Origin of the sequence: Actinomyces sp. ZJ308, assembly GCF_011752065.1 — a bacterium.
Taxonomy (GTDB): domain Bacteria; phylum Actinomycetota; class Actinomycetes; order Actinomycetales; family Actinomycetaceae; genus Actinomyces.
In genome coordinates this window covers 13873-37607 of the sequence record NZ_JAAIJY010000033.1, presented here as the reverse complement: position 1 = coordinate 37607, position 23735 = coordinate 13873, and the positions used below count along the sequence as shown (strand labels likewise).

The 23735-nt window shown below is 70.4% G+C and carries 19 protein-coding genes; 9 read left to right on the top strand and 10 right to left on the bottom strand.

The annotated features are described in order from the left end of the window. Positions 1 to 217: 217 nt before the first annotated feature. Positions 218 to 2578 carry a phosphoribosylformylglycinamidine synthase subunit PurL gene (gene purL, locus HCR68_RS12105; protein ID WP_167149834.1) on the bottom strand — a complete coding sequence of 787 codons (2361 nt, stop codon included), beginning with the start codon at positions 2576 to 2578 and terminating at the stop codon, positions 218 to 220. A 255-nt stretch (positions 2579 to 2833) separates the two neighbouring features. On the opposite strand from purL, the gene HCR68_RS12100 reads away from it, so the two are divergent. The 4 genes from HCR68_RS12100 to HCR68_RS12085 all read left to right on the top strand — a co-directional run bounded on the left by HCR68_RS12100 (position 2834) and on the right by HCR68_RS12085 (position 5568). Next, a complete protein-coding gene (locus HCR68_RS12100; RefSeq protein WP_167149832.1) occupies positions 2834 to 4246 on the top strand; it encodes a glycosyltransferase in 1413 nt (470 codons plus the stop codon). Between the two features lie 154 nt (positions 4247 to 4400). Beyond that, positions 4401 to 4736, top strand: coding sequence for a metalloregulator ArsR/SmtB family transcription factor (locus tag HCR68_RS12095; RefSeq protein ID WP_167149830.1), 336 nt, complete (start codon positions 4401 to 4403; stop codon positions 4734 to 4736). Then, a complete protein-coding gene (locus HCR68_RS12090; protein ID WP_167149828.1) occupies positions 4729 to 5163 on the top strand; it encodes an SRPBCC domain-containing protein in 435 nt (144 codons plus the stop codon). Before HCR68_RS12095 ends, HCR68_RS12090 begins: the two co-directional genes overlap by 8 nt. A 21-nt stretch (positions 5164 to 5184) precedes the next feature. Further along, positions 5185 to 5568, top strand: a complete 384-nt coding sequence (locus HCR68_RS12085; RefSeq protein ID WP_167149826.1) for a TfoX/Sxy family protein — start codon at positions 5185 to 5187, stop codon at positions 5566 to 5568. Positions 5569 to 6073: 505 nt separating this feature from the next. On the opposite strand, the gene purQ is transcribed toward HCR68_RS12085, so the two are convergent. The 6 genes from purQ to purD all read right to left on the bottom strand — a co-directional run bounded on the left by purQ (position 6074) and on the right by purD (position 12536). After that, positions 6074 to 6796 carry a phosphoribosylformylglycinamidine synthase subunit PurQ gene (purQ, locus tag HCR68_RS12080; RefSeq protein WP_167149824.1) on the bottom strand — a complete coding sequence of 241 codons (723 nt, stop codon included), beginning with the start codon at positions 6794 to 6796 and terminating at the stop codon, positions 6074 to 6076. A gap of 3 nt (positions 6797 to 6799) precedes the next feature. Then, positions 6800 to 7054 (bottom strand): phosphoribosylformylglycinamidine synthase subunit PurS, encoded by a 255-nt coding sequence (purS, locus tag HCR68_RS12075; protein ID WP_009393717.1) that lies wholly within the window; start codon positions 7052 to 7054, stop codon positions 6800 to 6802. 160 nt (positions 7055 to 7214) lie between these two features. After that, entirely contained in the window at positions 7215 to 9149 is a 1935-nt protein-coding gene (locus HCR68_RS12070) for a hypothetical protein (protein ID WP_167149822.1), read from the bottom strand. Further along, positions 9146 to 9856 (bottom strand): hypothetical protein, encoded by a 711-nt coding sequence (locus tag HCR68_RS12065; protein WP_167149820.1) that lies wholly within the window; start codon positions 9854 to 9856, stop codon positions 9146 to 9148. The genes HCR68_RS12070 and HCR68_RS12065 overlap by 4 nt, the downstream gene beginning before the upstream one ends. Then, positions 9853 to 10803, bottom strand: a complete 951-nt coding sequence (locus tag HCR68_RS12060; protein ID WP_167149818.1) for a phosphoribosylaminoimidazolesuccinocarboxamide synthase — start codon at positions 10801 to 10803, stop codon at positions 9853 to 9855. Before HCR68_RS12060 ends, HCR68_RS12065 begins: the two co-directional genes overlap by 4 nt. A 434-nt stretch (positions 10804 to 11237) precedes the next feature. Beyond that, a complete protein-coding gene (purD, locus tag HCR68_RS12055) occupies positions 11238 to 12536 on the bottom strand; it encodes a phosphoribosylamine--glycine ligase (RefSeq protein ID WP_167149816.1) in 1299 nt (432 codons plus the stop codon). A 169-nt stretch (positions 12537 to 12705) separates the two neighbouring features. On the opposite strand from purD, the gene HCR68_RS12050 reads away from it, so the two are divergent. Then, positions 12706 to 14946 (top strand): TerD family protein, encoded by a 2241-nt coding sequence (locus HCR68_RS12050; protein ID WP_167149814.1) that lies wholly within the window; start codon positions 12706 to 12708, stop codon positions 14944 to 14946. A 140-nt stretch (positions 14947 to 15086) separates the two neighbouring features. Here HCR68_RS12050 and HCR68_RS12045 read toward each other — a convergent pair whose 3' ends face one another. Next, a complete protein-coding gene (locus HCR68_RS12045; RefSeq protein WP_167149812.1) occupies positions 15087 to 15869 on the bottom strand; it encodes a VOC family protein in 783 nt (260 codons plus the stop codon). Between the two features lie 138 nt (positions 15870 to 16007). Beyond that, on the bottom strand, positions 16008 to 16835 hold the full coding sequence (locus tag HCR68_RS12040; RefSeq protein WP_167149810.1) for an AraC family transcriptional regulator: 828 nt from the start codon (positions 16833 to 16835) through the stop codon (positions 16008 to 16010). Positions 16836 to 16945: 110 nt separating this feature from the next. Between HCR68_RS12040 and HCR68_RS12035 the strand changes: the two genes are divergently transcribed. Then, positions 16946 to 17539, top strand: coding sequence for a hypothetical protein (locus tag HCR68_RS12035; RefSeq protein WP_167149808.1), 594 nt, complete (start codon positions 16946 to 16948; stop codon positions 17537 to 17539). A gap of 869 nt (positions 17540 to 18408) precedes the next feature. Here the strand turns inward: HCR68_RS12035 and HCR68_RS12030 are convergent. After that, on the bottom strand, positions 18409 to 20256 hold the full coding sequence (locus HCR68_RS12030) for a phosphoenolpyruvate carboxykinase (GTP) (RefSeq protein ID WP_167149806.1): 1848 nt from the start codon (positions 20254 to 20256) through the stop codon (positions 18409 to 18411). A 243-nt stretch (positions 20257 to 20499) separates the two neighbouring features. Between HCR68_RS12030 and HCR68_RS12025 the strand changes: the two genes are divergently transcribed. From HCR68_RS12025 to HCR68_RS12015, 3 genes are all read left to right on the top strand, one after another. Next, positions 20500 to 21342: a translation initiation factor 2 gene (locus HCR68_RS12025; RefSeq protein WP_167149804.1), complete on the top strand. Its 843-nt coding sequence runs from the start codon at positions 20500 to 20502 to the stop codon at positions 21340 to 21342. Between the two features lie 171 nt (positions 21343 to 21513). Beyond that, positions 21514 to 22596, top strand: coding sequence for a hypothetical protein (locus HCR68_RS12020; protein ID WP_167149802.1), 1083 nt, complete (start codon positions 21514 to 21516; stop codon positions 22594 to 22596). A gap of 203 nt (positions 22597 to 22799) precedes the next feature. Continuing rightward, positions 22800 to 23660, top strand: coding sequence for a hypothetical protein (locus HCR68_RS12015; protein WP_167149800.1), 861 nt, complete (start codon positions 22800 to 22802; stop codon positions 23658 to 23660). Positions 23661 to 23735: the final 75 nt, after the last annotated feature.

The following is a 23735-nucleotide window of genomic DNA, read 5'->3' as shown; positions in this document are numbered from 1 at the left end:
TCCATGAGCAAGCCGTCCTTCCCAGCAGGAGCGGTGAGATCTGGTGTAACACCACCGATCCTGCGAGGCCCTCACCCCATTGCCCAGCACCCACGCCGACCCACACCCCTTGGACTTACTCATCTAGCGACCCAATCGTCGAGCCGGGCATTTTTCGCGTAGCCGGACAGAAAAACGGTAGGGCTACGCGAAAAATGCCCGGCTCGGCGCAGAAGGTTCAGAACAGGGCCGGCAGGACGCCGTCGACGTCGGCTCCGAGCTCGGCCAGGTCCAGGACGAGGGGCCGGCCGGCGCCGCCGTCGGAGAGCAGGTCGCTGCCGGCCACGACCAGCAGGTCGCCACCGGTGGTCCCCAGGCGGGCCACGGCGACGTCCTCGGCCTCGGCGGCCGCGGTCACGGCGGGCACGAGCTCCTCTCGCACGGCGACGATCGCGCGGGCACCGGACTCGGAGAACAGGGCGGTGAAGTCGTCCACGCCCTCCTCCTGGATCGCGGTCAGGTCCACGCTCGCGCCGACGCCGCAGCGCAGGCAGGAGTCCACGAGGGTCTGGATGAGGCCGCCGGCGGAGCAGTCGTGGGCGGCGCGCACCAGCGGCTCGCCGTCGGGTCCCTCCGCCTCGCTCAGGGCCAGCAGGACTCGGCCGAGGGCCATCTCCGCCTCGAGGTCCACGCGCGGGGGCCGCCCGCCGAGGTGATCGTGGACCACGCGGGACCAGGCCGAGCCGTCGAGCTCGTCAGCGGTGGTGCCCAGCACCATGATGGCCAGGCCCTCCTCGTGCCAGCCCGAGGGGTTGGCCCGGCGCACGTCGTCCATGACGCCCAGGACGCCGACGACGGGCGTGGGGTTGATCGAGGAGTCGATCCGCCCCTTGACCTTGCCGTGGGAGTTGTAGAGGGAGACGTTGCCGCCGGTGACCGGCACGCCCATGACGGCGCAGGCGTCGGCCAGGCCGGTGATGGCCTCGACGAGCTGCCACATGGCGTCGGGGTCCTCCGGGGAGCCGAAGTTGAGGCAGTCGGTGACGGCCAGGGGCCGGGCGCCCACGGTGCACACGTTGCGGTAGGACTCGGCCAGGGCCTGGGCGGCGCCGGTGGCGGGGTCGAGCTTGGTGAAGCGGCCGTTGGCGTCGGTGGCGATGGCCACGCCGCGGCCGGTGGCCTCGTCGACGCGGATGACGCCGGCGTCGTCGGGCTGGCACAGGGCGGTGTCGCCGCGCACGAACCGGTCGTACTGGTTGGTCACCCAGGCGGTCGAGGCCTGGTTGGGGCTCACGACGACGGCGCGCACCTGCTCGGCGAGTTCCTCGGCATTCTCGGGCCGGGCCAGGCGCTCGGTGGTGTCGGCGTTGAGCTCGTCCTGCCAGCTGGGACGGGCGTAGGGGCGCTCGTAGGTGGGGCCCTCGTGGGCCACGGTGCGCGGGTCGACGTCGACGATCCGCTCCCCGAAGTGGTCGATGGTCAGGCGGCCCGAGCCGTTGACCTCGCCGATGACGGCGGCCTCGACGTCCCACTTGTCGATGACGGCCATGAACTCCTCGAGCTTGTCCGGCGCGACGACGGCCATCATGCGCTCCTGGGACTCGCTCATGAGGATCTCGCCGGCGGTCAGGGTGGGGTCGCGCAGCAGCACCTTCTCCAGGTCGACGTGCATGCCGCCGTCGCCGTTGGAGGCCAGCTCACTGGTGGCGCAGGAGATTCCGGCGGCGCCCAGGTCCTGGATGCCCAGGACCAGCCCGGCCCTGAACAGGTCCAGGCAGCACTCGATGAGGACCTTCTCCATGAAGGGGTCGCCCACCTGGACGCTGGGGCGCTTGGCGGGCATGCCGTCCTCGAAGGACTCCGAGGCCAGGATGGAGGCCCCGCCGATGCCGTCGCCGCCGGTGCGCGCCCCGAAGAGCACGACCTTGTTGCCGGCGCCCGTGGCGTTGGCCAGGTGGATGTCCTCGTGGCGCAGCACGCCCACGCACAGGGCGTTGACCAGCGGGTTCTCCTGGTAGGAGGAGTCGAACTCGGTCTCGCCGCCGATGTTGGGCAGGCCCAGGGAGTTGCCGTAGGTGCCCACGCCGGCCACGACGCCGTGGACGACGCGCGCGGTGTCGGGGTGGTCGACGGCGCCGAAGCGCAGCTGGTCCATGACGGCCACGGGCCGCGCCCCCATGGAGATGATGTCCCGCACGATGCCGCCCACACCGGTGGCGGCCCCCTGGTAGGGCTCGACGTAACTGGGGTGGTTGTGGGACTCGACCTTGTAGGTCACCGCCCAGCCGTCACCGATGTCGACGACGCCGGCGTTCTCGCCCATGCCGACCAGGAGGTGCTCGCGCATCTCGGGGGTGGTCTTGGCGCCGAACTGACGCAGGTGGACCTTGGAGGACTTGTAGGAGCAGTGCTCGGACCACATGACCGAGTACATGGCCAGCTCGGCGTTCGTGGGGCGCCGCCCCAGCAGCTCGCGGATGGACTCGTACTCGTCGGCCTTGAGCCCCAGCTCCTTCCAGGGCATCTCCCGCTCGGGGCTCGCGGCGGCGTCGGCAACGGTGTCGGGGTGGTGGGCTGGGATCGCGGGCTCGGGCGCCATGGGTGCTCCTGGTCGAAGAGGGAGTGCGGCCGGACCAAGACTACCCGCGCCCCACGGCGGCCCACATCAGCAGCGCCCGCCCCGGCCGCTACTCCCGACGCCGCCACCGCTCCGGTCCGCATCCCGGCCGAGTCCCGACCGTGTCCCGGCCGAGCGGCTTGGAATCCAGCCGAGAAATATGGCGAAACGGCAACGAGACGCCACGCCCGCGCTCAAAGTGCTGCGACTCACACGATTTCGGGGGAAGATCGGGGCATGAGAGACATCGACGTCGCCCCGCTGCCCCTGTCGCACCTGGAGAGCCACCTGGACGAGGTGGCCGTCAGACGGCTGCAAACGAGCCTGACGGGCGCCGAGGCCCTGCTGGAGGGGCGCACCGTGTGGACGGTGACGCCGTCGGCCGCCGCCGGCTCGGGACCGGCGGAGACAGTCGCCCCCCTCGTGGGCTACTCCCTGGGAGCCGGCCTCGACGTGCGCTGGCTGAGCCTGGACGCCCCCGAGGAGTTCACCCAGATCGCGGCCCGCCTGCACGCCGGCATCCACGGCGACCGCGGCGACGGCGGCAAGCTCGGGGACAAGCAGCGCGACATCTACGAGCACGTCCTGTCCTCCAACGCGGAGAACATCGTTGACGAGGTCCGGCCCGACGACGTCGTCATCCTCCACGACCCGCCCACGGCGGGCCTGGCCAAGGCTCTCAAGGCCGTGGGCGCCACGGTCATCTGGCGCTGCCACGCAGGCGCCGAGGGAGCCGGTGAGGCCGCCGACTACGCCTGGGCCTTCCTGGACCGCTACCTGGAGGACGTCGACCTCGTCGTCGTCTCCCGGCCCGAGTACCGCCCGCCCTACATCGAGGCCGAGCGCTGCGCGGTCCTGGCCCCCTCGATCGACGCCGACTCCCCCAAGAACCGGGTCCTGGACCTGGACGAGGCCTGGTCGGTGGCGCGACTGTCCGGGATCTTCGCCGGAGAGCCGCCCTTCGAGGCCGTGCCCTTCATGCGTCACGACGGGCGCGCCGACGCCTTCCGCGGCCTGGCCCACGACCCGGTCCTGGCCGGCGGACCGGTGCCGCTGGGGGCCCGCGTCATCACCCAGGTCAACCGGTGGGACCGTCTCAAGGGCGGCCTGGAGCTGGTGGAGGCCTTCGCCGACAACATCGCCGTCCTGCCCGAGGACGCCCACCTGCTGCTGGTCGGCCCCACCCCCGACGGGCCCGAGTCGCAGGCCACCCTCACCCAGATCATCGAGCGCTGCTCGGTGCTGCCGGACTCGGTCGCCTCGCGGATCCACGTGGCCGCGGTGAGCATGGAGGATCGGGAGGTCAACGCCACCGTCGTCAACGCCGTCCAGCGAGTCAGCTCGGTGGTCACCCAGCGCTCCCTCATCGAGGCCTTCGGATTGACCGTGGCCGAGGCGATGTGGAAGAAGGCCCCGGTGGTGGCCTCCGCGGTGGGCGGTATCCGCGACCAGATCGACGACGGCGTCGACGGCGTCCTGGTCGACCCGACCGACGGCGTCGCCTGGGCCGAGGCCGTGCGCGACCTGCTGCTCTTCCCCGAACGGGCCCAGGAGATGGGGCTGGCCGCCCACGAGTCCGTGCGTCGGGAGTTCCTGTCCAACCGTCACCTGCAGGACCTGCTGCAGATCGTGGCGGACCTGGTCGGCTAGGGCCTGTTGCGAGGGCCCATCCGCCCCGGGCAGGCCCAGAGCCTCTGCCGCGCGCCCTCTACTCCTGGTCGGCCGCCCCCAAACATATACAAAGATATATGAGTACAAACATATATTTGTGTTAGGGTGGCGACGTCGACCCAAGGAGGCAGGTGTGGGAGCCGCGGAGACCATTGATGTTGATGTGACGCTACGGGCACTGGCTGACGGGAACCGTCGGGCGATCCTGCGGGTGATCCGTTCGGGTCCCCAGCCCGTCGGGGCCGTCGCCCAGGCGGTCGGACTGTCGCAGCAGACCACCTCGCACCACCTGCGGACCCTCGAGAAAGCCGGCCTGGCAACCGTCAGCACCGATCGCACGCGTCGCCTGTACGCCCTCAACACGGATGGGCTCGCGGCGGTGCGCTCCTATCTCGACGACTTCTGGCCCGGAAGGCTGGCGGCCCTCAAGACCGCCGTCGAGCAGCGGGAGGACGAGCAGCATGGCTGAGTTCCAGGACTCCATCGAGATCGCGGCGCCTCCGCGGGCGGTGTTCGACTACCTCACCACCAACGAGGGCATGACGGCTTGGATGGGACAGTACGCCGATCTTGACCCGAGGCCGGGCGGCCGGTTCGCGGTCGACATCGCCGGTTACCCGGTGCGGGGTGAGTACCTCGTGGTCGAGCCGTTCACGCGCGTGGTGGTCTCGTGGGGGTTCGCCGGCAGTGACGACCTGCCTGCCGGTGCGTCCAGGGTCGAGCTCCTCCTGACCCCGATCACTGGCGGCACGCGTGTCGATCTGCGCCACGTCGACCTGCCGGAGACCGAGGTGCGTGGGCACGCGCACGGCTGGGTCCACTTCATGCCCCGACTCAAGGTTGCCGGCGCGGGAGGGGACGCCGGGCCGGACCACTGGCAACCCCTGACCGACTGATCGCCGATGGGAGGCGAAGCCATGGCAGCAATGACGCCCGAGCAGCGCTGTCTCGTTCAACGCGTCCGCGACCTTGTGGCTGATGAACCGGACGTGCGCGAGGTCTCCATGTTCGGAGGCCGCGCGATCATGGTCAACGACAAGATGATCGTCAGCATCGGGAAGAGCGGCGACCTCCTGGTGCGCACCGACGCCGAACACCATGAGGCACTCCTGGCCGAGCCTGGCGCCGAGCAGGCTCAGATGGGGGCCGGGCGAGACATGGGACCCGGCTGGATCACCGTCGCCCCCGAGACCATCGCCGACGACGAGCACCTCACCTTCTGGGTCGACGCCGCCATGAGCCACAACCGTGTCATCACCGGCAGGGAATCGAGGAGCAAGAGAGGGACTCAGAGATCATGACACCCCTCCACGGACTACCAACAGCCCTGTAGGAGGGAGCCGTCTCAGAGGACTTCCTCACACCGTGAGCGAAGTTATCCACAGGCAGTGTCCACAGGCTTGTGCAGGGGTGTGTGGGTTCTTGGGATGTCGCCGCTCCTCCTGTGCACAACCTCCATTCGAGACCTTCACCCCCGATGAGCGGTGTCGCTGGAGACTTCCCACAACGCCGGTCGCGGACCTTGAGGCATCATCGCTATAGACAGGGTTTTGCCTGAAAAGACAGGGAAACCGTCCGATAAGTCAGGCCCTGTTCCGGGACTTTCAAGGCCGATGAGCCCGGCGGCGCCGACAGCACACTCTTCACCATCGTGCAACTCGAGCGTGACCGCTTCGAGGATCTCCGGACGAGGAGCAGCCCCACCCTCTCCACAGTTCTACACAGGCCCGACGCGGATCTGTGGATAACTCGGAGGGGTGGGGCGTCCTGCTCCTTACGCCTGACGCTCGTCAGGCGCCGGCGCCGTCAGACGGCCAGAAGCGAGTCGATGGCGGAGCGGAAGATCCCCAGTCCGTCAGTGCCGGTCCGCGGGCCGGCCTGCGAGCCGGGGCCGAAGCCGGGCTCGACGGCGTGCTCGGGGTGGGGCATGAGGCCGACGACGTTGCCGCGCTCGTTGCGCACGCCGGCGATGTCCCGGGCCGAGCCGTTGGGGTTGCCCACGTATCGGAAGACGACGAGGCCCTCGCCCTCAAGGCGGTCGAGATCCTCGGGCGAGGCGATGAAGTTGCCCTCCCCGTTCTTCATGGGGACGACGATCTCCTCCCCGTCCGCGAACCGGTTGGTCCAGGCCGTCTCGGCGTTCTCCACACGCAGGCGCTGCTCGACGCAGATGAAGCGCTGGTTGGCGTTGCGCAGCAGCGCGCCGGGCAGGAGGTGGGCCTCGGCGAGGATCTGGAAGCCGTTGCAGATGCCGAGCACCGGCATGCCGCGTCCGGCTGCGGCCAGGACCTCCTCCATGACGGGGGCGAAGCGGGCGATGGCGCCGCAGCGCAGGTAGTCGCCGTAGGAGAAGCCTCCGGGCACGACGACGGCGTCGACCCCGCGCAGGTCGGCGTCCTTGTGCCACAGGCTCACCGGCTCGGCCCCGGCCAGGCGAACGGCCCGAACGGCGTCGACGTCGTCGAGAGTGCCGGGGAAGGTGATGACGCCGATGCGGGCAGTGGGAGAGGTACTGGGGGACTCACTCACGGCTCAGGCCTCCTCGTCGGCGGCCACGGAGACGACGTCCTCGATGATCGGGTTGGACAGGAGGGTGTCGGCGGCCTCGCGGGCGGCGGCCAGGTGCTCCTCGGTGACGGGGCCGTCCACGGTCAGCTCGAAGCGCCGTCCCTGACGCACGCCGGTGAACTGGTCGAACCCGAGGCGGGGAAGGCTCCCGACGACGGCCTTGCCCTGGGGGTCAAGGATCTCGGGCTTGGGCATGACCTCGACGACGATGCGTCCCATGGGGGCTCCTCAGATAAGGCGGGATGAGTGCGCAGCCAAGCCTACCCGGACTTGGCCGGGAGCATTCGCCCGGCCGGACAGCGCGCGAGCCGGGGCCGGCCGGGACTGATCTTCCCGGGACTGACTCTCTCGGCCCGGGGCCAACGGGTCTCCGGCGGACTCACACCTGCCCGAGCCACTCCCCGGCCAGGCGGATCGCGACGATCCCGCCCAGGGTCAGGGCGGCGGTGGCGATGAGCCAGCTGGGCCCCAGGATGAGGGCGACGACGGCGCAGACCACGGCGCTGGCGAGCATGAAGCCGCCCACCGCTCCGGCCACTCCCGCCGGCGCACGGGTCGACTGGTCGACGGTGGAGGTTCCCATGACCGGCTTGGGGCCGGAGTCCACGGTGGGGGCGGTCTCGTCGCCGCGCTCGGAGGTGCCCAGCAGAAGCGGTCCGCGAGCGCGGGCCACCAGCCGGGCGGGGTCGTTGACCTTGACGGTCCCGGTGGTCAGGCCCGCGGCGGCGTCGAGCACGCCGGGCTTCCAGCGCTCGGCCTCGCGGCGCAGGGGGGTGCCTCCGGCCCAGGCCAGGTAGCCGGCGGCGGCCACCAGCCCGGCCCCGCCGAGGACGGCGACGAGCCACGGCGGGATCCACAGGTGGCCGGCCTCGGCGTTGCGGGCCAGGTTCATGGCCGAGACGGTGGCCAGGACCAGTCCGAGCAGGGCGAAGGCCACGCCGGCCAGGCGCTGCCTGCGTACCGCTGCCGGCCAGGGAGAGCGGGTTCGAGTGCCGGAGCTCTTGGCGGGGCCGCGCCCCACGCCCCAGTCGGTGCCCGAGGAGGGGCGGCGGGGGCCGCGCCCCTTGGCGGGTCCCCGCCCCACGCCCCAGTCGGTGCCGCCGCCCTGAGCCCTGATCTCCTCGGTGTCGAGGGCGTTGGTGGCCGCCTCCCAGGCGCTGGACTCGGCCAGCATGCCGGCGTCCTCCTCGGGCTCGCCGGCGGGCGTCGGGTTACCGGTGGTACTGCCGGCCGTGTTGACGGGGGCGTGAGGAGCGTCCTGAGAAACCGCCCTGGCGGTTGCGCCTGAGGCGGCGGGCCGGGCCTGGTGCCCGTAGCCGCCGGAGGACGGCGCTCCGGCGCTGGGAGCGGGTGCGGCCGGCGCAGGCGGGGGCGCCTCGGCCCCGGAGGCGCTGCCGGCACCGGAGGCGGCGCTGGGCACGGCGGTGGGCCTGCCCTGGGAGATGGTGAAGACGCGAGTGGTCGTGGCGCCCGCCTGGGGCGCGCCGCCCGGCCCGTCGACGGCGGTGGGGCGCACGACGGGTCGCGGAGAGCGGTTCTCACCGCCGACGCCGGTGGCAGCCCGCTCCTGCTGGACGGCGGCAGCGGCTGCGGCGCTGTTGGCGCTGGCAGAGCTGTTGCCCGCGGGCGAGGCCGGGGCGCCCGCGGGGGCGGGCTCATCGCGCTCCTCGACGCCGTCGACAGCGTCATCAGTGTCATCAGCGCCATCGCTCGTCGCCGCGCCGGGCCCGGGGGCGTCGTTGTCCGCCTCATCCACAGCGGCGGCCGCGGTGTCACCCGCTGCACCGTTCGTGGCGCCGTCCCCGGCGTCGTCCACGTCCCCATGGTCGGTCTCCGACCCGTTCTCCGGGGTGCTCGTCGCAGCGCCGAGCCCGCGCCCACCACCACGGACGGCGCTCAGGGAGACCGGGGAGGCGGGAGAGCCTGCGGACAGGGCGGAGTCGGCCCAGCCGCCGGGGCCGTCACCGGAGGCGTCGGCCAGGTCGATCGCGATGGCGGCGTCGACGGCGTCGGCGGTTCCCGAGGCGATGGCCTGAGCCGCGGCCGAGCGCATGTCCTCCTCCGTCATGACCGCCGCGCCGCCCGCCTGGCGGGGGCCGGGGACGCCGTCGGCCGAGCCCGGGGCGGATGCGGCGGAGGCGCCGGAACCCGTTGAGGCTGCGGAGGCCGGGTTGTTGCCGGGGCGGACGACCTCCAGCAGCCCGCCGCCACCGGGTCTGCCGGTCGCGCTCCTCGGACGCGGGGTCCTCTTGGGCACGATGCCCCAGTTGACAGGACCCTGCTCGTTGTCGGGACGTCGTTCACGGGGAGTCATGAGATCACCTGTCCCAGGATGGAGGCGAGCCCCAGGGCCACGAGCACGAAGCCGGTGGCCCCGAGGAGGAGCTGGCCGACACGGATGAGGGTCTCGCCGGTCGAGGTCCCGGCCAGGCGCTCGTCGGCCGCGCGTCCCAAGGATGTCGCGGCCAGCGCGGTGGTCACCGGGCCGGAGACGACGTCGAGGGTGGTCAGCTCGCGCCGGCCGGTCGACTCGGGGACCAGCACCCTGGTTCCCGGCACGGTGAGCGTCGCCAGCTCGCCCGCGGGCTGGGGCGCTGCGGCGGCGTCGGACCCCGAGCCGCGCTGCGAGGACTGCGAGCCCTTGCCCGACGTGCCCTTGGCGCTCTTACCGCCCGAGGCACCGGCAGCCTTCTTGGAGGACTTGGAGGACTCGGCCTGCTGGCGGACCTGGGCGGCACGGACCCGGTTGCGCTCCAGGCGCAGACGGGGGGCGTTGACCACCAGGGAGCGGGCGGAGACCCGCAGGGACGCGAGCATGCCCAGTCCCACGAGGATGAGGGCGGTACCGCCCAGGACGCGGGAGGGGCCGGTGACCCCCAGAGCGGAGGTGATGGCCGCCGACAGCGCCAGGACAACGGTCAGGACGATCAGGCAGACGAGGACGTAGAACCCGGGGCCCGGTTTGAAGGCGCGGGCGGCGCTCGTATCGGGGACGTCGGTCGAAGGTGAGGTCGTGGTCATGACAGCTCCAGGGGACGGCCGGTCAGCCGCTCGTAGGCCTCGAGGTAGCGGGTCCGGGTCCGCTCGACGACGTCGTCGGGCAGGGCCGGGGGCTCCTGGTCCCCTCCGCGGTCCCAGCCGGAGGCCGGGGAGGTGAGCCAGTCGCGCACGTACTGCTTGTCGAAGGAGGGGGTGACCCGGCCGGGCACCCAGGCGTCGGCCGGCCAGAAGCGGGAGGAGTCGGGGGTGAGGACCTCGTCGCCCAGGACGAGGCCGCCGTCGGCGTCGGTGCCGAGCTCGAACTTGGTGTCGGCCAGGATGATGCCGCGCTCGCGGGCGATCTCGGCGGCTCGGTTGTAGAGGGCCAGGGTCGTCTCCCGCAGGGCGGTGGCGGCCGTCTCCCCCACCGTCTGGACGACGCGCTCGAAGCTGACGTTCTCGTCGTGCTCGCCGAGCTCGGCCTTGGCGGCCGGGGTGAAGATCGGCTCGGGCAGGCGGGAGGCCTCGGTCAGGCCCTCGGGCAGCGGCACGCCGCACACGGACCGGCTCTCGCGGTACTCGGTCAGGCCGGAGCCGGTGAGGTAGCCGCGGGCCACGCACTCCACCGGGTACATCTCCAGGCGCCGGCAGATCATGGCGCGCCCGGTGACCTGGGCGGGGACGTCGAGGGAGACGAGGTGGTGCGGGACGATGTCGGCGAGCTGCTCGAACCACCAGGCGCTCAGGGCGGTGAGGACCCGTCCCTTGTCCGGGATCGGGGTGGCGAGGATGTGGTCGTAGGCGCTGATGCGGTCCGAGGCGACCACGAGGAGCACGTCCTGCCCGCCCCGGGGGCCGTCGGCGGCGGGGGTGTAGACGTCCCGGACCTTGCCGCTGGAGCGGTGCTCCCAGCCTGGAATGACCGGGGCGCGGGAGGCGGGTGCTGAGGCTCCGAGGCTGACGGAGGCGGAGCTCGCGGACTGAGTCATACCCCCATCCTGCCATCGGCGGGCGGCCCGTGTCCGGTTCCGAGCGGCGGCGTCGCCTGCGTGAGTCGCCACTCTTGTCCCGTTCGCGTACCGCGGCATCACGCCAATTCATCCGGGTCGACATGAAGGTGCGAGCGGGCGCGGACCGGAGCAAATCCGACCGGCGGGAAGGTGACGGATCGGGCGGCCGGGAGACCTCGGGGCGACGGACAGGATGCTGACGTGGGTCAACACCGGAGCCGGTGCGCGCCGGGCGCAGTCACCGGCGGCGCGACGAGCCACCCTCGGGAAAGAACACCGAGTGTGTGCTTGGTCTCGGAAGAAGTGCGGGCGATCGGGCGCCCCGACCCTCGCACCCGTGCCCGACGGCCCGGATTCCGCGTTTCCGGAGCAGCCCGCGAGCCGTCGGGCGCGGTCGCGGCACTGCGAAGGGGCTACTCGGTGCTTCCGGCGCCGTCTGCGCCGTCTGCTCCGCGGGCACCGGCCGCACGGGCGATGTCGGTGCGGTACTGGGCGCCCTCGAGGCCGATGCGCTCAACGGCCTCATAGGCGCGCACCCGTGCCTCCTCCACGGTGGGCCCCAGGGCGACGACGGACAGGACGCGCCCACCGGTGGCCACCAGCTCGTCGCGCTCGGTGGTGCCGGTGCCGGCGTGCAGGACGTGGACGTCGTCGAGCTCCTCGGCGGCCTCGATCCCGCTGATGGCGCCGCCGGTCGTCACGGTACCGGGGTAGCCGGGGGCGGCGATGACGACGTCGACGGCGCACTGCTCGGACCAGGTGGGCTCGGGGACCTCGGCGAGGCGGCCGGCGGCCGCGGCCTGGAGCAGCTCGGGCAGGGAGGAGGTCAGGCGGGCCAGGACGGCCTGGGTCTCGGGGTCGCCGAAGCGCACGTTGAACTCGACGACGCGCAGTCCGCGGCTGGTCAGGGCCAGGCCGCAGTAGAGCAGGCCGATGAAGCTCGTGCCGCGGCGGGCCATCTCGTCGACGACGGGTTGGGCGACCTCGCGCACCACCTGCTCGGCCAGGTCGTCCGGTGCCCAGGGCAGGGGCGAGTAGGCGCCCATGCCTCCGGTGTTGGGGCCGGCGTCGTCGTTGAGGAGCCGCTTGAAGTCCTGGGCCGGTGCCAGAGGGCGGACGGTGGCGCCGTCGCACACGCAGAACAGGGAGGCCTCGGGCCCGTCGAGGTAGTCCTCGACGACGACGCGGCCGCCGCCGCGGGTCAGGCAGGCGCGGCCGTGCGCCAGGGCGACGGGGCGCTCGTCGGTGACGACGACGCCCTTGCCCGCGGCCAGGCCGTCCTCCTTGACGACGTAGGGGCTGCCGAAGCGGTCCAGGGCGGCGGTCAGCTCGGCCTCGGTGGTGCACACGGCGGCCTCGGCGGTGGGCACGCCGGCGGCGGCCATGACCTCCTTGGCGAAGGCCTTGGAGCCCTCCAGGCGGGCGGCCTCTCCGCTGGGTCCGAAGCAGGGGATCCCGGCGTCGCGCACGGCGTCGGCGACTCCGGCAACCAGTGGCGCCTCGGGGCCGACGACGACGAGGTCGGCCCCCATCTGGGTGGCCAGGGCGACGACCTCCTGCGGAACGCAGGGGTCGATGTTGAGGTTCGTGGCGATGGCCGCGGTCCCGGGGTTTCCGGGGGCGACGACGAGCTCGGTGGTCTGCGGGTCACGGGCGAGGGCGCGGGCCAGGGCGTGCTCGCGCGCGCCGGAGCCGAGGAGCAGGATCTTCACGGCGTCAGCCTAGATGATGGAGGCCACATCACGCCCAGGATCACGGGCTCCGCGCGTCCGGGCGCGGATCCGGTTCGGCCGATTAGTCAGGAGGACCGCGTCGCCCCCGGTAGGCTCGGCCTCGTTCCGGGGCGTGGAGGCTCCGAACGGCGATGCGTCAGGAGGCCCGGTGGTAGGTGATCAGTCCCCTGCGACGACGGCGGCCGCCTCCGCGACCTCCGCGGAGATCGACCAGAAGACCGTTGAGCGGATCAACGCGGTGACGATCCGCCGGCTCGGGGCGGTCTACCTGCCGCGGGCCGCAGGCCGGCCGGAGCCGCCGTACTTCACCTCGCTGCGCAGTGAGGTCCCCACGGCGGACCATGTCCTCGACCCGGGGATCGAGACCGCCCTGACCGCTCTGCGAGCCCTGGGCTACGCGCTCTCCGCCCCGGCCCGGGAGGCACTGGCCGACCCCGAGCAGGCCTGGGCGCTGGTCAATGCCGCCGCCCGCCTCGCCTCCGGCTCGCCGGCCGCCGACTACCGCCCCTTCTACCCGGACTTCCCCGTCCAGGTCCGCGACGCCCGTGAGTCCACGCTGCTGGTCAATGCCGCCCTGCACTACCTGGGCGACGTCGTCGGGGCCCGGATCCTGCCGGACTACCGGCCCGGCCCCCGCGAGCCCCTGCCGGGGGATGACAGCGCCCTCGACCAGCTGGGACTGGCCACGGAGCAGGACCTGGAGCGGATCGTGGCCGACCTCATCGCCCAGGCGACCCCCTTCAGCGCCCAGGACCGCTCGGACCTGGTGGTGCTGCGCGGCCACGGGCCCGCCCGGGCGCCGCGCATCACGGTCAAGGAGAACCTCGCCGTCCTGACCGTCATCTTCCCCGACCTGGACTTCTCGGCCTCCTACCGCACGGTCACCGACGTGCTTCGCCTGGCGGTCGCGATGGCGGCCGGTGACGTCTCCCTGGCCGAGCCGTGCCGCTTCCCCTCCTTCTCCCGCGCGCAGCGGCGCCGGCTGCTGGGGCTTCTCGACGCCGTCGGGAGGAACCAGGACGGCCGGGACACCGCGGAGGAGATGGCTCGGCGGGCCGAGCGCTGGAAGCGGCTGGGCCGCCACCTGCGAGCCGGCGACTACACGCGCCGCTTCCCGCGCGCCGCCGAGCTTCTGGGCCAGGTCGTCTCCGGGCGCGCCGAGCCGGGCTTCGGCTCCCGCCTGGAGCAGACGCTCGCCCGCCGCGACGTCGAGGGAGCCGTCCGTCTGCTGACGAGCCGCCCCGGGGTCTTCGCCCGCCGCCTCAACCACCTGCTGCACCTGTGCCAGGACGACGCCGCCCGCGAGCGCGTGATCGCCGAGTTCGCACGAGTCGCCCCCGGGGTCTCCCTGCCCGTGCTGGTGCGCCTGTGGGAGTACTTCTCCTCCCCCGGGCCGGAGGTCCTGCCCTGGCGGGTCGTGGCCATCAAGGCGGGAACGGGCATCAAGACGACCCTCATCCCCAGCACCCGCCACCCCGGCCCCGCCGACGCCGCGGTGGTCGGCGCCGTCGAGAAGGCCCTGCGCAGGCGAGCGCACCTGGGACGCATCACCCTCGACCAACGCCTCTACGAGGGCTACACGGTGCCGCTGGGACAGCGCTCGGCCTCACCTGGCCTGCGCACGGCGGGGCGCGGCACCCGCCTGCCCCTTCCCGAGGGCGAGACGATCCGCTTCTTCCTGCACTGGCGCGATCTTCCGCAGGCTCCGGAGGTCTTAGAGGCGGCCGGCGGCCGCGGGAGCCGCGTGGACCTGGACCTGTCGGCCTTCCTCGTGTCCGAGGACCTCACGCGCACCGAGCAGATCGCCTACTACAACCTGCGCTCGGCGGCGGCCACGCACTCCGGGGACCTCACCTCCGCTCCGCAGGGAGCGGCCGAGTTCATCGACGTCAGGCTGCCCGAGGCGCTGCGGCAAGGCTGGCGCTACGTCGTCATGACGGTCCACTCCTTCTCCCACCATCGGCTGAACCAGGTGCCCGAGTGCTGGGCCGGCGCGATGGCCCGCGACGGGGACCCGCAGCGCGGTGAGGTCTTCGAGGCCTCGAGCGTCATGCAGCGCCTCGACCTGACCTCGCCCGGGCTCAACGCGACCCCCTTCGTCATCGACCTGGCCGAGCGCCGCCTCATCTGGTGGGACCTGGCCGTGGGGGTGGGCGAGCACCAGGTGGCGAACCTGGACCACAGCACCAACCAGGTCCTGGCGCACCTGCTCGACCTGCTGCAGGGCCGGCGCATGCCGCTGACGCACCTGCTGGGGCTGCTGGCCGACGTCGTCGTCGAGGACCCCGATGACGCCGACCTGGTCCTCGGTGAGGGCGGGATCCTGCCGTGGCAGACCGAGAGGATCCTGGCGCTGCTCGATCCCGCCGAGGGAGCGGAGTCGGAGTAGGCCGGAGCAGGCGGGAGTAGCCTTGCCCTATCCGGCCATGAGGGTGCTTCCTTCCGCACCTTCACAGCATCCAGCGCCCTCGCTCTCCGGACGCAGCCGGGCGGAGCCGTCAGCGGCGCCGCCCGGCTGCTGAGTGAGGGTCAGAAGGTGGTGAGCAGGAAGCGCGCTCCGTGCGGGTCGGCGACCTCCACCATGCGCGCGAAGGGCATGTCGATGGGCTCGGCGACGACGCTCCCGCCGAGCTCGCGCACCCGCTGAGCGGCGGCGTCGGCGTCCTCGACCCCGAAGTAGACGCGCCAGCGCGAGGCGGCCGCCTCGACGCCTTCGTAGTAGCCGGCCCGCCCGACACCGCTGACCGAGACGCCGCCGACGACGCTCGTGTAGAAGTCCTGCTCCTGATCGGCGATGGTCAGCCGACGGGTGGGCCACCCGGCCGCCTCCCGGTAGAAGCGCTCGGAGGTCTCCAGGTCACCGGCCAGGACGTCGAACCACACCGGCATCCCCTCCCGGCGAGGGTAGGGCCCCTCGGCCTCCTCATCCTCCATGATCCCGACGACGTTGCCGTCGGGATCGCTCACGAGGGCGTAAGCCATGGCCTCGGTGACGGGGGTAGGCGGCAGGACCACGCTCCCGCCGGTCCTCTCTGCGGCGCCGGCCGCGGCGCGGACGTCGTCGACCATGAAGCTGACCTGCCAGCCGGGCCCGCCCGGGGCCTCGGAGGCGGGCTCGAAGGAGGCGATGAGGCGACCGCCGTGACGCACCTCGGTGGTCAGTGCCTCATCGGACTCGGGGCGGGTGACCTCCCATCCGAGAAGGTCCCGGTAGAAGGCGGCGGAGGAGTCGATGTCCGGGGTGTACAGCTCGATCCAGCAGGGAAATCCGGTGAGGGCGGCAGCCTCGGCGTTAGCGGTCGTGTCGGTCATCAGTGGCTCCTCGCAGGTGGGGTGGAATGTCGAAGGACGTCATGACGCCTCACGACGCTAGACCGGAAGGAGCGGCGCGGACGACTCCGATCCTGCTGTCCTGGTCGGCGCTCGTCGGGAACCGCCGTCAGACCACCGTCAAACCACCATGGCCGCCAGGGCCACGAGGACCGTGGGATCCCATGGAAGGGCGGTGCGAACCGGCAGCGTGACGGGCCCCGGGACGGGTGACGACGGGACGCGGAGCCGCGCGACGAGAGGCCGGGTCGGCGCCAGGTGCTCGTGCGCGCTGGCGCCGTCGGGCAGGACGGTGACGAGGACCCAGGGGGCGCTGGGCACGACGGGCAGCTCCACCTCGTCGATGTGCCGGCGCAGCGTCCCGGTAGCCGGCAGCCCGCTGGGAACGGGCCTGGGGAAGGTGCCGATCCACTGGTGCGGCGACGGCCCGAGGCTGCGGCGCTGGTCACCGGACAGGCTCAGGCGGATGCGGAGCCTCCTGGGCGATGGCATGAAGAGGCTCGCAGCCGGCAGGGTCCGCTCGGAGATCCGGTCGGCGAGGCGGCGCAGGGCGCCGGGCGGGATTCCGACGTCGCGCAGGAAGCGTCGGCTGAAGGTGCCCACCGAGGTGTAGCCGACCTCGTGGCAGGCCTCGGCCACGCCCAGCCGGTGAGTGACGAGGAGGTGCTTGGCCTCGTGAAGACGCCAGGCGGCCAAGTAGTCCATGGGCGAGGTGCCGACGACGGCCGTGAAGACCCGGGTGAGGTGAGAGGGGCTGTAGGCCAGGTGCTCCGAGAGGTCACGAACGGTGAGGCGCTCCCGGAAGTGGGTGCGCAGGTACTGGGTGGCCCGCAGCACCAGGTCGGCGGCGTCGGCGTTCAGCAGCTGGTCCGCCTGTGCGACGTCGCCGGCTGGCGCCGCAGCGACTGTCCCCGGCGGCAGGTTCCCATCAGCTGAGTACGCGCGCATGGCGACACGTTACACAGCGGTGGTCTCCGGCCGAGACCTTCGCCCCCGCCACAGGAGGTCCGGCTTGTTACGCTGCGGGGACAACTGAAGCACTCCCAGGAGATGGATTGATGTCGACGCCGCCGTATCAGCAGCCGTACCAGCCCCAGTACCAGGCTGTACCTCCCTACGGGCACCCGAGCCCCCGCCCCAGGCACATCGGAAAGCTGATTGCAGCGATCATCCTGTTCATCGTCGGACCGTTAGTGGGTCTGCTTATTGCGGGAATCGGCTCCGCCATTGTCGCCGCCAACATCGCCACCAGTGGTGACGTCGTCGCCAATGGGCAGCAGATCACGTTGAGCAGCGGCGAGGAGCGCACCGTGTACGCACCCAGGGACAACTTCGTTACCACATGCTCAGTCACCGCACCAGGAGGCAAGGAAATCTCCACCTCCCGCAGCAGCGGATCGAATATCAGCAACAACGAGGGCGACTTCGCTTCTGTTCTAGAGTTCCGTGCACCGGAGTCGGGAGAGTATCGCATCTCGTGCGACGGCATGGACGATTCCACCCCGATCCTTGTCGGCCCCGGAATCACATTCAGCCAGTTCAGGTGGCCAATCGTAGCAGGACTGGGTGTTGGCGCCGTCTGCTGGATCATTGCCATCATTCTCCTCGTTCGACGCCAACAGGCCCTCAAAGCACCATCTCAGGACGGCTGATCCCAACGCGGAACTCTGGGACGCCATCAACAAAACCCCTTGTGGCGACCATGAGCGGCCCCTCAGCAGAACGACTCGGTATGCCACACGTCGACAACAGTTTCGTCAGCCAGTCTCCCCTCAGGAGACACAGGCGAGGCCTCTTCCCCAGGAAGAACGACACCTAGGGTTTTCGAGATGCAGAGGCTTATTCACGGGGCCGGCCATAGGTGATCTTGCCCTTGGTGAGTGCAGGGGACACCGCGTTCGAGGGGGTAAGGGAGACGCCGAGTCCGTACCTTGAAGGCTCGAACCGGAGTCTCGCTCCCGACCGCAACGCTCACGGCGGGACTCAGTGGCCAAGAATCACACGGAGGGCCCAAGTCATGCCGCTGTTGTGTCCACAGAAATGACATTGGGGCCTCAACACCTGGATTCGAGTCGACGGATCGGCGTAATTCCAACGATTTGCCAGCACCGCACCCGCCATAAGCGCTTCAATGTCATTTCTGTGGACACCAGAGTCCGCACACCCGGCTCAGTTCAAGAAAGGTAGCGGAGACTGCCATGAATAATCCTCCTTCTCTTCGAGGACTGCGTCTTCTCGCAGACTACTGAGGACAGACCTCAGTAACGTGCGAGAAAAGTACGTTCTCGACCGGAAACGCAGTTCCCGACGCACGGGCCGACCTCTAGCGGACGCACCATCAGCCTCGGCGGCTGATCCTGCGGGACAGTCCACGAGCCCTATGGTGCGTCCGCGGCGCTGGGCAGGCCCGGGCCAGGTGCAGGAAGGTCCCCGAGGCAGGCAGCAAGAACGGGGGTTCCCACCGGCGAACCGGTGGGAACCCCCGTTCAGGTCCCTTCGTGGGGAAGGGGCTCAGCCGTGATCAGGCCTTCTTGGCCTCGGCGATGCGCTCACGGAACTTGGCGAGCTGCTCCTTGATGGCCTCGGGGAGCTTGTCACCGAACTGCTTGTAGTACTCCTCGGTGTCGTCCATCTCGGCGGACCAGGCCTCGGGGTCGATGTCGTACATCTTGGCCCACTCCTCCTCGCCCAGGTCGAGGCCCTCGAGGTTGAACTCCTCGAACTTGGGGTAGCGGCCGGTGACGCCGTCGATCGCACCGGCCTCGCCGGAGGCGCGACGCACGATCCAGTCGAGCACACGGGAGTTCTCGCCGTAGCCGGGCCAGATGAACTTGCCGTTCTCGTCCTTGCGGAACCAGTTGACCTGGTAGACCTTCGGGAACTTGTCGCCCAGCTGCTCCTGCATCTCCAGCCAGTGCGACCAGTAGTCGGCCATGTGGTAGCCGCAGAAGGGCAGCATGGCCATCGGGTCGTGACGCAGGGAGCCGACCTTGGCGTCCAGGGCGGCGGCGGTGACCTCGGAGGCCACGGCCGAGCCGATGAACACGCCGTGGGCGTTCTCGTACTGCTCGGCGACCAGCGGCACGTTGGTGGCGCGGCGTCCGCCGAAGAGGATGGCGTCAATGGCCACGCCCTCGGGAGCCTCCCAGTCGGGGCAGATGATCGGGCACTGCGAGGCCGGGGTGGTGAAGCGGCTGTTGGGGTGGGCGGCCTTCTTGCCCTCGGCGGCGTCGGCCGGGGTGAAGTCGTTGCCCTGCCAGTCGATGAGGTGCTCCGGCATCGGGGCGTCGATGCCCTCCCACCACACGTCACCGTCGTCGGTCAGGGCGACGTTGGTGAAGATGGTGTTGGCCTTCATGGTGTCCATGGCCATCGGGTTGGTGTCGTAGGAGGTGCCGGGGGCGACGCCGAAGAAGCCGGCCTCGGGGTTGATGGCGCGCAGGCGGCCGTCGGGGCCGGGACGCATCCAGGCGATGTCGTCACCGACGGTCTCGACCTTGTAGCCCGGGATGGTGGGCTGGAGCATGGCGAGGTTGGTCTTGCCGCAGGCGCTCGGGAAGGCGGCGGTGACGTGGTACTGCTTGCCGGTCTTCTCGTCGGTCAGGCGCAGGATGAGCATGTGCTCGGCCATCCAGCCGTCGCGGCGGGCCATGGTCGAGGCGATGCGCAGCGCGTAGCACTTCTTGCCCAGCAGGGCGTTGCCGCCGTAGCCGGAGCCGAAGGACCAGATCTCGTTGGTCTCCGGGAAGTGGGTGATGTACTTCTCGTCGTTGCAGGGCCAGGTGGTGTCCTTCTCGTGCTCGGCCAGCGGCGCACCCACGGAGTGCACGGCCGGGACCCACGGGCGGCCCTCGGCGATGAGGTCCATGGCGGCCGAGCCCATGCGGGTCATGATCCGCATGTTGACCACCACGTAGGGGGAGTCGGTCAGCTCGATGCCGAGCTGGGAGATGGGACCGCCCAGGGGGCCCATGGAGAAGGGGATGACGTAGAGGGTCCGGCCGCGCATGGCGCCGTCGAACTTCTCGTGGAGGATCTTCTTCATCTCGGCCGGGTCGTACCAGTTGTTGGTCGGGCCGGCGTCCTCCTCCTTCTCGGAGCAGATGAAGGTCCTGGACTCCACGCGGGCGACGTCACTGGGCAGGGAACGTGCCAGGAAGGAGTTGGGGCGCTTGTCGGGGTTGAGGCGGGTGAACATGCCCGACTCCACCATCTCAGTGGTCAGGCGGTCCCACTCCTCCTGTGAACCGTCCGCGAAGTAGACGTTCTCGGGCTTGGCCAGCTCGGCGATACGCGTGACGAATTCGATGACATCCTCAGGGGCGTTAGCCGGCGCGGCGGCGCGGACGTCCTTCTCAGACACAGTCATGCGAGTCCCTTCCTTGGGGGTGTTGATCCGGTGAGCGCGCCGTTGCCGACTCGCTCGGTCGAGGGCAATACTCCCCCACCCGGCGCCTGAGGTCACATCGCCGAAGGTCCCAACTGGGCTTCTCTTCCCGGCCACGTTGGCATGTGATCGGCCACATTCGGGAGGATGACGGCTTTTGCACCCTTTGAAACGGCATCGTTCCGCCCTCAGTGAAGGTCCAGTGCGAGCGTGTAGCGTGCCCGCATGTCCGTCGCGTCATCGCCCGCGTCCTGCCCCACGCACACCGTCATGCGCCCCCGGCTCCGCCCACTGGCGCGCCCGGCGCTGGTGGCCTTCTCCTGCCTGGGACTGACCGCCTGCACCGCCCACATGGACATGACCATCAGCCCCCAGGGCAGCTACGACGTCGCCCTGGAGATGCGGGACACGACCGGAACCATCTTCCCCCAGGACAAGGCCCCCGACTGCTCCGCCTACTCCGATCCCACCGCCCTGGGCGTGCCCGCGGGCACCACGGTCAAGGCCGAGCCTCTCACCGGTGACGACGGTCCTGGCTGCTCGGTGAGCATCAGCGGCGTCAAGGTCCCCCAGGCCGCGGAGGCCGAGCCGAACACCATCGTCGTGCGCGACGGCGACGTCTACAAGGTGACGATCCAGCCGCTCTCGCTCGACCCGCAGGACTCCGGCGGAGCCGACGGCGCAGCGGGGGCGCCTGGAGCGGCACCGGAGGCGACCGCCGATCCGTCAGGTGGTCAGGGAGAGCCGCAGCCGAGCAGCACCTCCTTCAGGGGCGTCGTCGACACCAAGGTCTCCATCACCTTCCCCGGCGCGGTGACTCAATCCGGTGGAGGAAAGGTCTCAGGCACCACGGTCACCTGGGACGACCCCGACACCGTGGCCAAGGGAGTCAGTGCCTCGGGCTACGCCCAGGACTCCCGAGGCGTGTCCTGGTGGAGTCGCACCAGCGTCTGGCTCACCGCGGGCCTGGTGCTGCTCGGCGGAGTCCTGGCCGCAGGCGTGATGCGGCGACGGGCCGCGGGACGTGCAACGCTCAGACGGCGCACCCGTGAGAAACAAGAGGAGTAATGGGGGAGCAACCGCCGACGACGTGGAGCACCACCCACCGACATGCCGCGTCACTGGGTCACTGGGGAGCCCGGATCACGTACGTCCTCGGGCAAGCCGCCCGGGGCCGAGCGGATCGGACAGATACTCCAGTACTCCCGGGCGGCAACGACCCCGATTTAGACTCGACGCATGAATCATGCCTCCCGCAACGTTCCACGGCCTGTGGCCTGGGCGGCGCTGGCCGCCCTCACCCTGATCCTGGCCGGCTGCGGAGTCCGCTACGACTTCGTCATCCACGACAATGAGACCGCCGACCTGACCTACATCATGTGGGACTCCTCCGACCTGCGGCTCATCACCAAGGAGAACTGCACCGAGAAGGATCTGCGGACATCGACCCCACTGCCTGAAGGCGTCGAGGCGACCTACAGCTTCACGTCCCACAATGACCATCCGGCGTGCCAGGTCACTGCCAAGGCGGTCCCGCTCAGCAAGCTTCAGACCGACACGTGGACGATCAGGCACAAGGACAGGCAGTACATCTTCGATCTGTCCCCCGGCTCTCTGAGCAAGCTCAGCTCGAAGAACCCTCAGTTCTCCTCCCAGAACATCGGGGGCAACACCAAGGTCTCCGTGTCCGTGACCTTCCCCGGTGAGGTGACGAAGTCCAACGGCAGGAACGACGGCAACAAGGTCACCTGGGACGATGCACTGGAGAGCTCCGACGGTCTTCACGCCGAGGGTGAGGACGGCACGTTCCAGCTGCGGTGGTGGATGGTTGCCGTGGCCGGAGGCATCGTCCTCCTCATCATCGCGGGTGTCATGCTCTACCTTCTGAGGGTTCGCCGAACCCAGCGGATGAATCCTGCGTTCCCGTACGGCGAGGCCCCTCAGGAGGCCACAGCCTCCGGCACGATCCCATCGGACGTCTACATCAGCGGCCCGTACCAGTCTCCACTGCCCGGAACCCAGCCGCCGACGTCGGGACCGACCCAGCCCTATCCCGTCGCCGATCTTCAGGCCGGCTACTCCCCGTACGTCGAGCCCGGCCCGGGCGCCGGCGTCTTTCCTCCTCAAGACGCGAGCTACTCGGCCGGCCCCGGCATCTACGGGCCCCAGAACGGCAACGGACTCTACGCGCCCGGGGCCGGGGGTCCCGGGTACACGCAGACGCCCTACCAGGAGGGACACGGGCACGCGGACTTCCGGCCACCGCAGGAGCGCACCGGGGGTCAGGGCGTACAGTCCTACCCGCCTTACCAGGGCGGATAGCCGGCTGCCGCCGCGCAGCCGTCACCGCCTTGCTCTCCCTGCGGCACGGTCAACGGACCCTACCCGCCCTCCCCCTCCCACGCACCCCAGCAGCACGGCAGCCGGCCCCCTCCGCAGCAGCCCCAGTGACAGGTCACATGCGGGAGAGCGGTCCCCATGAGGATCCGGTTACAACCCGGCGTCGAAACCGTTACTGTGGGGGTATGACATCTGCCATCGCGCGCCGCATCCCCGCGCCCTTCTCCGTGTTGACGGCTCTTGCCGCCCTTACCCTGTCCGCCCCTCTCGCCCTGGTCGGGACCCCCGGGCACGCCGCTCCGCTGGCCGACAACCCCGCCTCCCAGATAAAGTTCACATCAGACGTCGTGGTCAAATCGGATGACACCTACTCATTCAAGATCGTTGTCAACGATTCCACCGGTCTCGGCATTTTCAACGAGAACAACTGCGACTCCGACTCCCTCTCCGGTGCAGGGATCGGTGGCTCTGACGTCAAAGCCAGTTTCAAGGAGGATGGAGACACTGCTGTCTGCACCCTCGAAGGGTCCGGCCCCATCAAGGACAGCAACGGTCAGATCAAGCACGAGGGCAATGAGTACGTCGTCAAGATCGGCAGCGACAATGCCGGCTCCGCCAGTGAGGTTGACGTCACTCAGACCATTACCTTCCCCGGTAAGGTCACCGATGCCGACGGTGGCAAGGTCGACGGCAACAAGGTCACCTTCACCGACATCGATACGCACACCGTCAAAGGCAGTGATGGATCGACCCCGATGTGGGTCTGGATCCTCGTCGGCGTGGGCGTTCTGGCAGTGATCGGCGGTGGCGCCGCAGCCTTCTTCATCACCCGCAGCAAGAAGAACCGGGGCCAGCCCGCCTATGGGACACCCGTTCAGGGCTACGACCCGAACCAGCCCTTCCCGGCCCAGCCCGACCAGCAGGCCGGCTATGGCACCCCCCAGCCCCAGCCCGACCAGCAGGCCGGCTACGGCACCCCCCAGGTCCCGCAGCAGCCGGGTCAGCCTCCTTACGGCACCGGCCAGTCCGGACAAGGCACCTACTGACACCCACCCCGTACCACTTGCCATCGTGGCCCCGGAGTCCTGCGACTCCGGGGCCACTACTTCTTCTCGGTCATC

Coding starts and splice junctions, on each gene's coding strand:
- purL (WP_167149834.1), bottom strand. CDS start 2,578: ATGGCGCCCGAGCCCGCGATCCCAGCCCACCACCCCGACACCGTTGCC.
- HCR68_RS12100 (WP_167149832.1), top strand. CDS start 2,834: ATGAGAGACATCGACGTCGCCCCGCTGCCCCTGTCGCACCTGGAGAGC.
- HCR68_RS12090 (WP_167149828.1), top strand. CDS start 4,729: ATGGCTGAGTTCCAGGACTCCATCGAGATCGCGGCGCCTCCGCGGGCG.
- HCR68_RS12085 (WP_167149826.1), top strand. CDS start 5,185: ATGGCAGCAATGACGCCCGAGCAGCGCTGTCTCGTTCAACGCGTCCGC.
- purS (WP_009393717.1), bottom strand. CDS start 7,054: ATGGGACGCATCGTCGTCGAGGTCATGCCCAAGCCCGAGATCCTTGAC.
- HCR68_RS12070 (WP_167149822.1), bottom strand. CDS start 9,149: ATGACTCCCCGTGAACGACGTCCCGACAACGAGCAGGGTCCTGTCAAC.
- HCR68_RS12065 (WP_167149820.1), bottom strand. CDS start 9,856: ATGACCACGACCTCACCTTCGACCGACGTCCCCGATACGAGCGCCGCC.
- HCR68_RS12060 (WP_167149818.1), bottom strand. CDS start 10,803: ATGACTCAGTCCGCGAGCTCCGCCTCCGTCAGCCTCGGAGCCTCAGCA.
- HCR68_RS12045 (WP_167149812.1), bottom strand. CDS start 15,869: ATGACCGACACGACCGCTAACGCCGAGGCTGCCGCCCTCACCGGATTT.
- HCR68_RS12040 (WP_167149810.1), bottom strand. CDS start 16,835: ATGCGCGCGTACTCAGCTGATGGGAACCTGCCGCCGGGGACAGTCGCT.
- HCR68_RS12035 (WP_167149808.1), top strand. CDS start 16,946: ATGTCGACGCCGCCGTATCAGCAGCCGTACCAGCCCCAGTACCAGGCT.
- HCR68_RS12030 (WP_167149806.1), bottom strand. CDS start 20,256: ATGACTGTGTCTGAGAAGGACGTCCGCGCCGCCGCGCCGGCTAACGCC.
- HCR68_RS12025 (WP_167149804.1), top strand. CDS start 20,500: ATGTCCGTCGCGTCATCGCCCGCGTCCTGCCCCACGCACACCGTCATG.
- HCR68_RS12020 (WP_167149802.1), top strand. CDS start 21,514: ATGAATCATGCCTCCCGCAACGTTCCACGGCCTGTGGCCTGGGCGGCG.
- HCR68_RS12015 (WP_167149800.1), top strand. CDS start 22,800: ATGACATCTGCCATCGCGCGCCGCATCCCCGCGCCCTTCTCCGTGTTG.